We start from the raw sequence: 13,580 nt of genomic DNA on the forward strand, positions 1-13,580 counted from the left end.
GGCGGCCGGAGTGAGAACTCCGGCCGCCGCCCCTTCCGTCGTTCCGCCGCTGTGCGGGTGTGCGGGTGTGCGGGCTACCAGTCCCCGCCGTCCAGCACCAGCCGCCCCGCCTTGCGGTACTCGCGCTGCGCGCCCGTCAGCAGGTCGCCGGTGGCGACGGGTTCGCCCCGTCCCGCCGCCGCGTAGGCCGCCGTCACCACGGCGCTGCGGATCGAACCGCCCGCCAGCTCGAAGTCCTTCGCGCACGGGGTCGGATCGATGTCGTCGGCGCACGGGACATGCTTGAGGCTGTGGCGCCAGAGCGCGAGGCGCTGCTCGGGGTCGGGGAACGGGAAGTCGATGACCAGATCCAGGCGGCGCGTGAACGCCTCGTCGATGTTGCCGCGCAGGTTGGTGGTGAGCAGGGCGATGCCGTCGAAGGACTCCAGCCGCTGCAGAAGGTAGGCGCTCGACATGTTCGCGTACCGGTCGTGCGCGTCCTTCACCTCCGAGCGCTTGCCGAAGACGGCGTCGGCCTCGTCGAAGAGCAGCACCGCGTCCGTACGGTCGGCCTCCGTGAAGATCCGCTCCAGGTTCTTCTCCGTCTCGCCGATGTACTTGTCCACGATCGACGAGAGCTGTACGACGTAGAGATCCAGGCCGAGTTCGGCGGCGACCACCTCCGCGGAGAGGGTCTTTCCCGTACCGGACCCGCCCGCGAACAGCGCCAGCACGCCCCGCCCGCGCCCGCCGCCCGCGCTGAGCCGCCAGTCGCCGAGAACCCGGTCACGGTGGCGGGAGCGCAGGGCCAGTTCCCGCAACTGGCCCAGCGGCCGTTCGGGCAGGACGAGATCGTCCCAGGTGACGTCGGGGCGGATCCGCCGCGCGTGCTGTTCGAGGCCCGACGCCGACTGCTGACGCGCGGCGATCCGGACATGCTCCGCCGACAGCGGGGTACCGTCGAAGTCGGCGAGGTCGAACGCGGTGCGCGCCGCGCGCCTGATCCCCTCGTTGCCGAGCCGGTAGGCGGCGACGACCGGCGCCAGATCGAATTCCAGCTCCGTCCCGGACCCCGGGGGTCCGGCCAGCGCGTCCGTCCACACCTCCAGGTTGCCCGCCCGCTGCCGGGGCGTGTCCAGCACCAGGGGCTCACCGCCGGGCTCCCCGCCGTTGTACCAGCGCGGGTCGTACGGGCGGGTGCTCGTGAACACCACCGTCACATCGGCGACCGCCAGCATCCGCACCAGCTCGTGCGGCTGCTCGGGGAGCGAGGTGACGACGATGGCCGAGCCGGACAGCCGCGCCTCGCGAAGGAGTTCCGCGTACGGAATGTCCGCCTTCTGCGGGGGCGAGGTCTCCCCCTGCTGCCGCTCGCCCTGCGACCACTCCCACGCGCCCGGCAGGAGATGCATCGCCGGGATCCCGACGGCGTCCAGGGCGGCAGTGGCGCAGGCCAGTCCCTCGCCCTCGCGGTGTTCCCGCAGATAGACCGTGCAGTGACTCTCGCTGAGACGCCGGACCAGCCGGGAGACCACCAGGTCGGCGTTCGAACCCGGATCGGCGCCGGGACCGTACGCGGACAGGCTGCCCTCCCTGAAGGGCAACGGCCGCACCAGCCTGTCCAGCGTCGCGTCCTGGGTGTCGTCACCCAGCAGATGCGCCACCACCCGGTCGGGAACCCGCAGGTTCCGGCTGAGGAAGGGGCGCTCCGGCTCCTCCACCACGATCAGCCCCAGCGCGACCAGCGGGGCCGACGCGTGGAACCTGGACCGTCCGGCGGCCGAGTACGCCGGGATCCCGCACAGTTCGAGCGCGAGCCCGGTGGTGGCCCGGCGGCGGCTGACGTCGTCGTTGAGATAGCCGTACAGCGACTCGAAGGTACGGTCGAGGTCGGGCGCGAGGGCGACCAGCAGGATCGTGGCGTCGAGATTGCTCAGGCGCAGCCGCCGCGCGAGCAGGAGCAGCCGGTCGGCCTGCGAGGGGGGTTCCTCCGGGGAGGCCGGTCCGCCGGCGGAGGCCGGTTCAACCTCTTCGGGAGCAGATCCCCCCGGCTCTCCGGGCTCACCGGGCTCTCCCGGCTCACCGGACTCTGCTGGCTCTCCCGGCTTACCGGACTCTCCCGGCTCTGCTGGCTCTCCCGGCCTTCCGGTGTCCTCCGACCCTCCTGGCTCTGCTGGCTCTCCTGGCTCTCCTGGCTCTCCTGCGCCTCCCGTGCCTTCCGGCGGTGACAGCAGCCGCCAGACGGCCTCCTCCGACAGGTACAGCCCCCGCAGGGGGTCCGTCGCCGTCGGGTCGTCGGCGCTGCGGTGCTCGACCAGCCGCGCCACCCGCTCACGCAGCCAGGTCACCCTTCCGAGCAGCGAAGGCACCTCGTTCATCCCTTGTCCCTTGAGTTCGCGCCGAACTTCGCCGGCCCGTCCTTCTTCTTCAGGTGCCGGGGAAGGTGGTGCCGCTCGCTCCGGGCGCTCTCCGGGCCGCCTATGGCCTTGACCCGTACGCCCGCTCCCTCGACGACCGGCGGGCCCGGATCGAACTCACGGTAGGACGGGAAGGGCACGGTGATCACCACGTCGAGCGACGGCTTGAGTTCGCCGCCGAGCGCCGACCAGATGTCGGCGAGCGAGCGTGCCTCGGTGTGCAGACCCGCGACGGACACCGGGACATTGAGACCGAGTTCGGCGAGCCCACCGGTCAGCTCCGCCGGGGACAGCAGCTCATGGGGCAGGAGCGTGGCCAGTACGGCCGAAAGCAGCCGGTGCTCGTCCTCCGGACGCTTGGTCCAGGCGGTGACGAGATACGCGAGCCGGAACCAGCGCGGGGGCGGTCGCCGTTTCACCACGATGCCCTGGTCGTCACGGACGGCGCCCGCGCCGCGCTCGCGCCGCCGGGTGTCCTCGCGGATGTCGTAGAGATACGCGTCGATGGTCGGGGCGTTCTGACGTGCCGCCCAGTCACGGGTCGGGGCCTCGAAGGTGACCTCGACGCCCGAACCGGCGAGGGCTCCTCCGGTCAGCAAGCCCTTGAGGACATCGTCCACCTCGTGGATCACGGTCGCAGCCCTTCACGTCGCACATCGTCGCGGGTCGGCCGGCACCGCCGCCCGCCGAGGGGGTGACGGCACGTCCGGAGAACGGCCCGCGGCCCTCGGACGAACAGTCCGTGGCCCTCGGCGCGCCGGTGTGACGGCACGGCACACCCCAGGCAATCGTGGACCGTGGGGCATCCGCTCCACGATGCACGCACGGGACGATCAAGGGGCAGGCTCCTCTGCCCCCGGGAACCTTGACTCAGGTCCGAACCATCAGATGTAGCCTTCCCGCAAGGCATAGGCCACGGCGTGGGCGCGGTTGCGGAGTTGCAGACGGGTCGTCAGCCCGTGCATGACGTTTTTGACCGTGCGTTCGGAGTACGACAGTTTGCTGGCAATCTCCCCGGTATCCATCCCCTCGGCCACCAGCCGGAGGACGTCCACCTCGCGCGGCGCCAGACCCGACGCGGGGGCGCCCGGCACGTTGGTGGTGCCGCGCTGCAACGTGCCGACCTGGGTGATCAGCCGTCCCAGCAGGTCGGACGGCAGGTCACCATCGCCCCGTGAGGCCGCCAGGACCGCCTGGAGGAGCCGGTGTCCGGTGGCCTCGCGGCGCCAGACGATCGCGCCGACTCCGCACTCGATCACCTGGAGCAGTTCGGCCTCGCGGATCAGACTCGTGACGAGGACGGCCCGGGTGCCGTCCGCCCTGACCAGCCGGCGCAGCCGGGACAGGGTGGGTTCGTCCAGCGCCTCTGCGAGCAGCACCGCGACGGTTCCCGGCCGTCCGGCGGCTTCTTCGACGAGCTCTATCTCCGGCTGCCTGCGGAGCTGGCTGGCCGCTCCGGCGAGGGAGAGCGGGTCCGATGCGTGGACCTCGACCGGGATTCTGGCCGGGGTACGGAGAACCATTCCCTTACGTCCTTGCGTTAGCGGAACAATCTCTTCCCACCGTCCCTCTCTCAGGGCAGGGGCCGCAACCGTGGCCCACCACGAGACCAACCACGAGATCGGCGGGAGGTTCACCCATGACCGCGGCATCGGACGCGCCCCTGGGCACCGGGTCGGGCAGCGGCCCGGACCACATCACCACCCCGTTCCCGAGGACACCCCCACCCCCACCCATGTCCCCATCCATCCCCTCCCCCTCCCCTGTCCCCCGTTCGATCCCCTCTCTCCCCTCCCGCTCCTCTCTCCCTTCCCTCCCTCCCCTCCACTCCTCCGCCTCCTCCCCCTGGCCGAGGCTGCTCGAACGCGAGGCCGCGCTCGAACTCCTCGCCTTCGAGGCCGGGCGCGCGCTGGACGGTTCCGGCCGGCTGGTCGTGTTCCGCGGCCCGACCGGCACGGGCCGCAGCGCGCTGCTCGAAGCCGCGGCGGCACTGGGCACGAAGCTCGGCATGCGGGTGCTGCGGGCCCACGCCTCCCCCGGCGGCTCCGAGGGCCCCTTCACCCTCGTACGCCAACTCCTGTCCGTGCCCGACCGCTTCGCCCCTGACGAGGACGGCCCGGGGGCGCTGTCCTCGGCCCGGCTGTGGCAGGTGCTGTGCGGGTACGCGGCCCTGTCGCCGCTGCTGGTCGCCGTGGACGACGTCCATCTCGCGGACCAGGCGTCCCGGCGCTGGCTGACGGAGAGCGCCCGCAGACTGACCGGGCTGCCAGTGCTGATGGTGGTGACCGAACGCGGCCAGTACGACATCGCGCCCCCGTCACCGGGCCTGGCCCACGCCCTGCCGCCCGCGACGGTCGGCTCGCACGCGCTGGCACCGCTGAGCCGGGCGGCCGCCGAGCGGCTGATACGCGGCGCCCACGCCGGGACCGGGGAGCCGGCCGCGGCCGTCTCGGAGGAGTGGGTGGAGGGCTGCCTACGGGCGGGCGCGGGCAACCCGCTGCTGCTGAGGGCCCTGCTGGACGATCTGCGGGCGGTCTTCCCGGACGCGCACGGAGATACGGAGACGAAGCTGCCGACGAGCACCGCCGAGCTGTATCCGGGAGCCTTCGTCGCGGCCGTGTCGTGGTGGCTGGAGAGCGCGGGGCCCGGCACGGCCACCGTGGCCAGAACGCTGGCGGAGCTGTCGGGCGACGACGACACCGACGACGTGGGCGACCTGCTCGCCGAGGTGACCTGGGCCGACCCGTCCCGCGTCGCCGGCTGGCTCACCGCCATGGTCCGGCTCGGCGTGCTGCGCCGCGACCCCGCGCACGGCGGCCCCCGCTTCGCCCACCCGCTGCTGCGCGAAGCCGTACTCGACGGCTGGCCCCGCTCGCACCGCCAGGCCGTGCACCGGCGCGCCGCCGAGCTGCGCCGCCGCCGGGGCGACCGGGTCGGCGCCGTGGCCGCGCATCTGCTGCGTACGCCGTCGGACGGCTCGGCATGGGTGCCGGGGGCCCTGCTGGACGCCGCGTCCGCCGCGGCGCGGGAGGGCAGGACCGCCGACGCGGTCGCCTTTCTCCGCCGCGCGCTGGACGAACCGCTGCCGCGCGAGCGCCGGGCGGCGGTGCTGGCCGAGCTGGGCGCGCTGGAGTTCGCCACCGTACGGTCGTCGGGGATATCCCGGCTCGCCGAGGCGCTGCGCCTTCAGGAACGGCCCCGGGAGCGCGTGATGACGGCGGTCACGCTGGGCACGGCGCTGGCCCAGGGGGGCGAGCCGCACGCGGCGTTCGACGTACTGCGCGGGCTGGGCGCCCTGGAGGACGAGCCCGTCCTGGCCCGTACGGTGCAGACCGCGGCCGCGCTCCTCGCCGACCACGACCGGGAGATACGGCGCCGCGTCTACGCCCGGCTGCGCGAGACCGCGGCGAACTCCCCGGAGGCGATGAGTCCGGCCGTACGGACCCTGCTCATCCGGTACGAGGCGACGGCCGGGCTGATCTCCGCCGACTGGGCCATGCGGCAGATCCGGCGGCTGCTGACCGCGCCGGAGGATCCGCTGCTGGTGCCGTACCTGCTGGGCACGGCGGCCGCGGTGGCCCAGTGGGCGGACGCCCAGGACGACGCGGAACGCCTGGTCAGGGCCGGGCTGACGGAGCACCGGCTGTCGCCGCTGCACCCGATCCACCCCTCCCTGGTGAACGTACGGGTGGACACCACCGCCGCGGGCGGCCAGTACGCGCGGGTGCTGGAGGAGACGGCCGGCGTGGTCCCGCCGCCGCCGGACGCGCCGCGCGCCGGGCCCAGCAACTTCCTGGCGCACCGGGTGCTGGCGCTCGTGGAGCACCACCGTACGGCGGAGGCGGAACGGCTGGTCGCGGGCGTCAACGTCAGCGAGGCGCACGACAGTTGGGAGCTGAACCGCTTCCTGTACGCGCGCGGGGTGCTGCGCGCCGCCACCGGCGACCACGCGGGCGCGCTCGCCGACTTCCTGGAGTGCGGCAGACGCCAGACCGGCCGGGACATCGAGAGCCCGGTCGTCACGCCGTGGCGCTCGGCCGCCGCCGAGTGCTATCTCGCGCTGGGCCAGCCGCAGGAGGCGCTGGCGATCGCGGAGGTGGAGTACCGGTACGCGACCGTGTGGAACACCCCCCGGGTACGAGGCCGGGCGCTGCGCGTCCTGGGCGCGGCCACGGGCGGCAGGCGCGGCCTGGAACTGACCGGCGAGGCCGTCGAGGCGCTGCGCAACACCCCGCTCGACACCGAACTCGTCCAGGCCCTCGTCGCGCACGGCCGCCAGCTCGTCGCCGCGGGCCGCCCGGGCCGGGCCCGCCCGCTGCTCCGCGAGGCGGCCTCGACGGCCGAACGCCTGGCGGCACCGCGCCTGCTGGCCACGGCGGAGACGGCTCTGCGGGCCAGCGGCGCCCGGCGCAGGAACACCCCGCTCACGGGCACGAACTCCCTCACGGCGAGCGAACGACGGATCGCGGCGCTGGCGGCGGACGGCAGCACGAACGCGGAGATCTCCGAACTGCTGCACCTGGCCAAACGCACCGTCGAGACCCATCTGACCAGCACCTACCGGAAGTTGGGCATCCGCAGAAGGGCGGAACTCGCCTCGGCCCTGGCGCCGCTGCCCCCGCACCCCACGGAATCCCCCTAGGGCGTGTTTCGGACAGCAGGGGTGGTGAGCGCGGGCGACTACACGTGCCCGCCCGAGGCAGGACCGCCCGACGGATCTGCGGGCATCACCGTCCGCCCCGCCCCCTGCCCAGCTCCCTCCTCGTGCGGGCTCGCCGCGACCGCCGCGGTGAACCACTCCCAGGCCGCGTCCTCGCCCGCCGGATCCGCCTGCGGTGTCCCGTTGATCGTGGACACCAGCGACATGTACCGGCCGAACAGCCCCTGGAACATGTCCTGGAACCCGGACACGAAGTCCTCGACGGCTTCGCCCCCCGGGTCGGCGCGCCCCGAGGTGAGGACCCACTCCCGTATTTCGGCGTTATCCCGCTCCACGACCGGCTCCCCGCTCAACTCGGCCTCGAACTCGGCGATCGAGGCCAGCAGGCGGGCGGCGATGTCCTGGGCCTGCGGGGACTCCGGGGCCAGCCCGAACCGCTGCGCCTCGCCGGCCTCCTGGAGGACCTTCGCGTGTTCCTCCATCAAACGCTGCACGGCCGGTGCCGTCACGTGGCGTGCATGGGCACTATGGGAAAAGGCGTCGTGGAAGAAGGCGCGCACCGACTGGCGGAACTCCCCGTCGCGCACCAGATCGGCCAGTTCGATCCAGGCTTCGAGCTGCTCGGTGGAGGGCTCCTCCGGCAGCTTCGGCCGCCACGCGCGCAACTGCTCGACATACGAGGGGTGCACGTCGAGGCCGTCGCTGATCTCGTTCCAGAACCCGTCGATGAGCTGGTCGCGGTCGTCGTCGGACATGGAGACCAACTTGTGCATGAGACCCACCTGTTCTGTCGCGGTGTGCTGTTCGGCAATGGTCCGCAGGACGGCCCTGCGGGCCCGCAGACGGCGCATCTGCCCATCGACCAGCGCGAGATGCGCCGTGGCGAGATCGCCCAACGCCATGTCGCCGGCCAGCAGCCGACGGATGTCGTCCAGGCCCGCGCCGAGTTCCCGCAGGGTGCGGACGAGCTCCAGCCGGGCGATGGCACCGATGTCGTAGAGCCGGTAACCGGCGGCCGTACGACCGCTGGGCGCGATGACCCCGGCGTCGGCGTAGTACCTGATGGCGCTGACGCTCAGCCCGGTACGGCGCGCCACGTCCCCGATCGCGTACAACTCGTCGTCCACGCCGGCCACTATGGAGTCTCAAGCGGCTGAAGAGTCAACACCCTCCCCCCTGCTGGGCACCGACGGTCCGAGCCGGATCCGCGCCGCCGTGTCAGCCTGCTGTGCCGCGGGGCTCGTCGCGGTCCCAGAGCATCCCGGCCACCGTGGCCGGCAGTGCGGTCGCGGCCCAGATGACCACGGTCGCCACCACCGCCGTCCAGGCGTCCCAGACCTGGCCCGCGAGGATCGCCACGGCGATCGGCAGGGCCACCACGCCTACGCATTTCGCCGGACCGAACGGGACCCGGGGTGCGAAGGGGCGCCCCTCGGCGAGGCGGCGCGCCCGCCCGGCGCCCCGGAACGCGGCGATGAAGGCCAGGATCGCAAGCCACGCGGCGGCCAGCGCGAGCCCGACGAGCATCGTGGCCTTCTCGTCCGGCAGCCCGGTCAGCGTCTCGCTGCGCCCGTCGTGGCCGACGGCGACCCGGACGTTCCGCCAGGTGGTGACCTCCACCTCGTCCCCCGGCTTGACGCGCTCCGACAGGTCACCGTGCGTATCGAGGTCCAGCGGCCGGTCGGCGGGGGCCGGAACCGGGCCCCGCAACCGCACCTGGAAGACCATCGCCCTGCCGCTCTTGACCGGCTCGGCGGAGAGCACCGTTCCGCGGATCGTGCGCAGGCAGTCCGCCATGTCCGCTGCCGCCGCCTCGCTGCCGCAGGGCTGTGCGCCCTGGAACGCCTCCTCATCGGCGACCCGTTCGCGTACCGGAACACCCGCGGCCGCGGAGAGCCCCAGCAGCACCACCCCGAGCAGCGCCCACGCCACCGCCCGCAGCCACGCCTGCCGTGGCCGGACCGGTGCCGCCCGCCATGCCGTCCGTACCGTCATCCCCGTTGCCCCCTTCGCCGAAGTTCTCCAAGGATGCCCCGGCCTTCAGGCCGGGGAGGAATCGGACCCCTGCGGAGCAGGGCAGGAGGAGCCGAATCGCCCTCAGGGCGATTCGGCGTCCACCACAACGGCGCGGTACCCGCCCTCCGGGCGGTGGACGATCCCGGCCTCGCCCGACCGGTCAGCCGCACGGGCCCGCTCGGCGAGCCACCGGTGAAGGCCTTCAGGAAGACGGAGGGTGATGCGCTTTGCCTCATTCGTACCTCAACTCCCCTGCTAGACTGGCTTTATGACGACACTTCGGAAAAAGGGTGAGGAGACCGGGTATTCCCGGTTCACCTACCGTCTCCGTGTGTCGTCGGCCGCGACCGCCCGCCTGGAGGCCGAGTGGGCGCGCTGCCGGTGGATCTGGAACGAGTCCGTCGCCCGGTCCCGCAAGGCCCACGCCGAGGACGAGAAATGCGGCCCGGCCCGCCTCGACAAGATGCTGACCGAGGCGCGCGCCGCGAACACGTGGCTGCGCGAGGGATCCTCCGTGCCGCAGCAGCAGCTGATCCGGGACTTCGCGAAATCCCGCGCCAAGGCACTGAAGGACATCACGGCACGCGTCCCGATGGCACGGCGGGCCGGAATGCCCCGGTACAAGAGGAAACGCGGCACCGAGCCGTCCCTGAACTACACACGGCGCGGGTTCCGCCTCAAGGACGGACGCCTGCACCTCGCCGGTGGCATCACGGTGACCGTGGTGTGGTCCCGTGACCTTCCGTCGGCCCCGTCGAGCGTGCGGGTGTACCGGGACAGCCTCGGCCACTGGTACGCCTCGTTCGTCGTGGAGACGGCCATCGAGCCGCTTCCCCCGACGGGCCGGGCGATCGGTATCGACTGGGGCGTCAAGGAGACCGCGACCACCACCTCCGATGCCCACGACCTGCCGCACGCCCGGCACGGGAAGGCCGCCGCCGCCAGGCTGGCCCGGTACCAGAAGCGGATGGCGAGGCGGAAACCCGCGCGCGGCAAGGCCGCGTCGAAGGGCTACCGGACGGCATCCCGCGCGGCGGCCAAAGTCCACAAGAAAATCGCCCGGCAGCGGCAGGACACCGCCCGCAAGTGGGCCAAGCGTGTGGTCCACGACCACGACGCGATCGCCGTGGAGGACTTCAAGCCGAAGTTCCTGGCCAAGTCGACCATGGCCCGCAAGGCCGCCGACGCGGCGATCGGCGCCACCAGGACGGCACTGATCGAGATGGGCCGCAAGCACGGGCGCGATGTGCGCCTTGTGCATCCCGCGCACACCACCATGGACTGTGCGCAGTGCGGTGCGAGAACCAAGCACGCACTCCCCCTCTCCGAACGAACCTACACGTGCACCGCGTGCGGAGCCGAGTCCCCCAGGGACAAGAACTCCGCACACGTGATGCTCGTCCGGGCTGGTCTCAACCCGGCTGGTACCGATGGCACAAGACCTGCGGGAGCGCCGCTCCCCCAGGCAGCCTGAGCCAGGAATCCCCCTGCCTCAGCTGGGGGAGGATGTCAATTCGAGAGCATTGAGCCACACCGCGCTGATCAGGAAACAGGGAGGAGTACGGCAACGGCGTCCCGGCCTCCGACTGCCGGAAACCGGCAACTCCGTTCACCCGGGAGGGCTTTCCCTCCTTCCGACCGGGTCGGGGCCACCGGCGTACCGCCGTTTCGATGCCTCCAGCAACCGGCGCGTCTGGACAACCCGGCCGTGAAGGCGATCCCCGTACGCACATTCACCGCACCGTCAGGCCGAAGAGCATTCCCCAGCGCCCCGTCGCGGGTGAACATCACCCAGCCATCCGAAATCGCCCTCTGCCTCAAGGCGTTCGAGGAGCTTCCATGCCTGGCCGTGTACGACGCCCGGGCGCGGGCCCTGACCGTACGGGCGAGCGAGGCCCTGGACCGGGACGACCGGCGAGTCGGGCGCGGAGCCGCGTGGCGTCCTGTCCCGGGGGCAGGCCGTAGGCGCTGCGGTACTCGCGGCTGAACTGGGTGGCGCTCACGTATCCCACCGCCTGTGCGATCTGGGCCGCGGTGGCGTCGCCCGCGACCAGGCGCCGCCGGGCCTCCTGCAGCCGCAGGTGCTTCTGGTACTTGAGCGGGCTCATGCCCGTGGCCGCTTTGAAATGCCGGTGCAGGCCGGCCGGGCTCAGGTGCGCGACCGCGGCGATCGCGTCGATGCTGAGCGGCTCGGTGTAGTGCTCGCAGATCCATCGGGCCACCCGGCGCACCCGGCTCGTGGCCGAGTCGGCGAGCGACCACTGGCGCAGGACGGCGCCGGGGGAGCCGCGGAGCAGCCGGTAGAGGATCTCGCTCTCGATCCGGGGGGCCAGGGGGCCGATGTCCTCGGGGGTGTCGAGGAGTTCGGCCCAGCGGGTGACCGCGTCGACGAGTTCCGGTGTCATCTCCGCGCTGATCTGCCCCGCCGCGGCCGACGGGGCGGCCGGTCCGGTCTCGTCCAGTTCGATGAGCAGGCCGGTGAGCACCTGCTCGTCCAGCCGCATGAGGACGGACCGGTAGGGCACCTCCAGATGGACGGCGACGGGCAGGTCGACCGTGGTGAGGAGCATGTCGCCGGCGCGCGCGACCAGGCCGAGGTCTCCCGCGGTGATGCGCTTCGTGCCGTCGGCGATGAAGCAGATCGCCGGTTCGTACAGCAGGTCGACGGGCCCGATGGGTTCGTGCACCGAGACGAGGGAGAACCGGGGGATCTTGGTGTCCGAGCCCGGTACCCCGCAGTGCCGGTCGATGACAGTGGCCAGCCGATCGAGCACCGCACGCTCCACTCCTGAGAGGATCAGGCAATTCTATGCGCCCCGTGCCCCATGCCCTCCGGACTCCGTGTCCCTAGCGTCGAGGGCATGGCATACGACACGACGAACCTCCCCCGCCGGACTCTGGGCGGTCAGGGGCTCCAGGCCGGGGCGATCGGCCTCGGCACCATGGGCATGACCTTCGCCTACGGGGCCCCGGACGAGCGGAGCAGCATCGCCACGATCCACCGCGCCCACGAACTCGGCGTCACCCTCTTCGACACCGCGGAGCTGTACGGCCTGGGCACCGGCAGCAACGAACAGCTCCTCGGCCGCGCCGTGAAGGACTTCCGCGACGACATCCTGCTCGCCACCAAGTTCGGCTTCGACCTCAGCGACCCGGCCAGGGTCGGAACCGCTTTCGACAGCCGTCCCGAGCACATCCGCGAGGTCGCCGAGAGCAGCCTCCGCCACCTCGGCACCGACCGCCTCGACGTGCTCTACCAGCACCGCGTGGACCCGGACGTACCCATCGAGGACGTGGCCGGCACGGTCGGAGAGCTGATTGCCGAAGGCAAGGTGCGCCACTTCGGGCTGAGCGAAGCCGGCCCCGACACCATCCGGCGGGCCCACGCGGTCCAGCCGGTCTCGGTGCTGCAGACGGAGTACTCGGTGTTCGAGCGGGCCGTGGAGACCGACATCCTGCCGGTGGTCCGGGAACTGGGCATCGGCTTCGTGCCGTACTCGCCCCTCGGCCGCGGCTTCCTCACCGACGCCGTCAAACCGGCCGCCGACTACCCCGCCGACGACATGCGCGGTCAGGACGACCGCTGGCAGCCCGGCAATTACGAGAAGAACCTCGCCGCGGTCCGCGAGCTGACCGCCCTGGCGGAGGGCAAGGGCATCGCGGTCACCCAGCTGGCCCTGGCCTGGCTGCTCGCGCAGGGCGACGACATCGTGCCCATCCCGGGCACCCGCAGCCCACGACGGCTGGCGGAGAACGTGGCCGCCGCCCAGGTCACCCTCTCGCCCGAGGATCTCCGCCGTATCGAGGAGATCCTGCCGCACGGGGCGGCAGGATCCCGCTACTCCGCGGCCGTGATGCCGGACTGGCGGTAACCGACGGCACGGGCGCCGGCCCCGCCCGGACCGCCGGACCGCCGGGCCGGTCCCGTCCGGACCAGCCGCTCCCTCCCCACCGGCCCGCGGGGAGGGAGCGGTTACGTCACGCAAGGCCAGGACCGCGTCCTCACGGAGCGTCCCCGGGGAGCACGCCGAGCTGCCGCATCTGCGCGAAGACATCGACGACGCCCCAGACCTCGGCGATCCGGCCGCCCGCGAAGCGGAAGATGAAGATCTCGTCGTACCTGACGGACCTGCCGGTGGGCGGGAGGTCCCGGTACTCGCCCCGGTGGGTCCCGGTCACCGTGTTTCGGACGACCACCTTGTCCCCCTCGGCGATCACGTCCTCGATCTCGACACGGAGGTCGGGGAACGCGCGAAGGAGCACCGTCCACACCTTCTTGAGCGCCTGCACCCCCGTCGCGCCCATCGGTACGGGCGCGTGGAAGAGCAGGTCCGGCGCGACGACCTCGTCGATGATCTTCGAAATGGCCTCCGCGTCACCACTGTTCAGGACGTCGTGGAAGCGCCTGAACGTCGCTTTGTTGCTGTCTGCCATGGGGAAACTCCTCCGCAGTGCCGGTGGTCGCACATCCCTGACGGAACGGCCCCTCCCCGATGTGACATCGACGA

9 protein-coding genes and 2 pseudogenes are annotated in these 13,580 nt (G+C 72.2%); 4 read left to right on the top strand and 7 right to left on the bottom strand.

The genetic code is table 11. The annotated features are described in order from the left end of the window. Nucleotides 1-74 precede the first annotated feature (74 nt). The 3 genes from AB0P17_RS27610 to AB0P17_RS27620 form a co-directional block, all read right to left on the bottom strand. Nucleotides 75-2,357: an ATP-binding protein gene (locus AB0P17_RS27610; protein ID WP_365814673.1), complete on the bottom strand. Its 2,283-nt coding sequence runs from the start codon at nucleotides 2,355-2,357 to the stop codon at nucleotides 75-77. Beyond that, entirely contained in the window at nucleotides 2,354-3,028 is a 675-nt protein-coding gene (locus AB0P17_RS27615; protein WP_365814675.1) for a DUF4255 domain-containing protein, read from the bottom strand. The genes AB0P17_RS27610 and AB0P17_RS27615 overlap by 4 nt, the downstream gene beginning before the upstream one ends. A gap of 252 nt (nucleotides 3,029-3,280) precedes the next feature. After that, a complete protein-coding gene (locus AB0P17_RS27620; protein WP_365814677.1) occupies nucleotides 3,281-3,919 on the bottom strand; it encodes a response regulator transcription factor in 639 nt (212 codons plus the stop codon). Between the two features lie 116 nt (nucleotides 3,920-4,035). Here AB0P17_RS27620 and AB0P17_RS27625 point away from each other — a divergent pair, with 116 nt between their 5' ends. After that, complete coding sequence (locus AB0P17_RS27625) at nucleotides 4,036-7,038, top strand: LuxR C-terminal-related transcriptional regulator (protein ID WP_365814679.1); 3,003 nt, start codon at nucleotides 4,036-4,038, stop codon at nucleotides 7,036-7,038. 38 nt (nucleotides 7,039-7,076) lie between these two features. On the opposite strand, the gene AB0P17_RS27630 is transcribed toward AB0P17_RS27625, so the two are convergent. Both AB0P17_RS27630 and AB0P17_RS27635 read right to left on the bottom strand, forming a co-directional pair. Then, the gene (locus AB0P17_RS27630) at nucleotides 7,077-8,183 is read right to left on the bottom strand and encodes a MerR family transcriptional regulator (RefSeq protein WP_365814681.1); all 1,107 of its coding nucleotides are present in this window, start codon (nucleotides 8,181-8,183) and stop codon (nucleotides 7,077-7,079) included. Nucleotides 8,184-8,274: 91 nt separating this feature from the next. Then, entirely contained in the window at nucleotides 8,275-9,051 is a 777-nt protein-coding gene (locus tag AB0P17_RS27635) for a hypothetical protein (RefSeq protein ID WP_365814683.1), read from the bottom strand. 289 nt (nucleotides 9,052-9,340) lie between these two features. Between AB0P17_RS27635 and AB0P17_RS27640 the strand changes: the two genes are divergently transcribed. Both AB0P17_RS27640 and AB0P17_RS27645 read left to right on the top strand, forming a co-directional pair. Continuing rightward, nucleotides 9,341-10,546, top strand: coding sequence for a transposase (locus AB0P17_RS27640; RefSeq protein WP_365814685.1), 1,206 nt, complete (start codon nucleotides 9,341-9,343; stop codon nucleotides 10,544-10,546). Between the two features lie 300 nt (nucleotides 10,547-10,846). Continuing rightward, nucleotides 10,847-10,972, top strand: a pseudogene (locus AB0P17_RS27645) (transcriptional regulator); the annotation flags it as partial. 55 nt (nucleotides 10,973-11,027) lie between these two features. On the opposite strand, the pseudogene AB0P17_RS27650 reads toward AB0P17_RS27645, so the two are convergent. Beyond that, nucleotides 11,028-11,858, bottom strand: a pseudogene (locus tag AB0P17_RS27650) (AraC family transcriptional regulator); the annotation flags it as partial. A 75-nt stretch (nucleotides 11,859-11,933) separates the two neighbouring features. On the opposite strand from AB0P17_RS27650, the gene AB0P17_RS27655 reads away from it, so the two are divergent. Next, nucleotides 11,934-12,944, top strand: a complete 1,011-nt coding sequence (locus AB0P17_RS27655; protein ID WP_365814687.1) for an aldo/keto reductase — start codon at nucleotides 11,934-11,936, stop codon at nucleotides 12,942-12,944. A gap of 130 nt (nucleotides 12,945-13,074) precedes the next feature. Here AB0P17_RS27655 and AB0P17_RS27660 read toward each other — a convergent pair whose 3' ends face one another. Then, on the bottom strand, nucleotides 13,075-13,506 hold the full coding sequence (locus AB0P17_RS27660; RefSeq protein WP_365814689.1) for an ester cyclase: 432 nt from the start codon (nucleotides 13,504-13,506) through the stop codon (nucleotides 13,075-13,077). Between the last annotated feature and the right edge of the window lie 74 nt (nucleotides 13,507-13,580).

The organism is Streptomyces sp. NPDC088124 (genome assembly GCF_040685895.1).
In the GTDB taxonomy this organism is placed as follows: Bacteria; Actinomycetota; Actinomycetes; order Streptomycetales; family Streptomycetaceae; genus Streptomyces.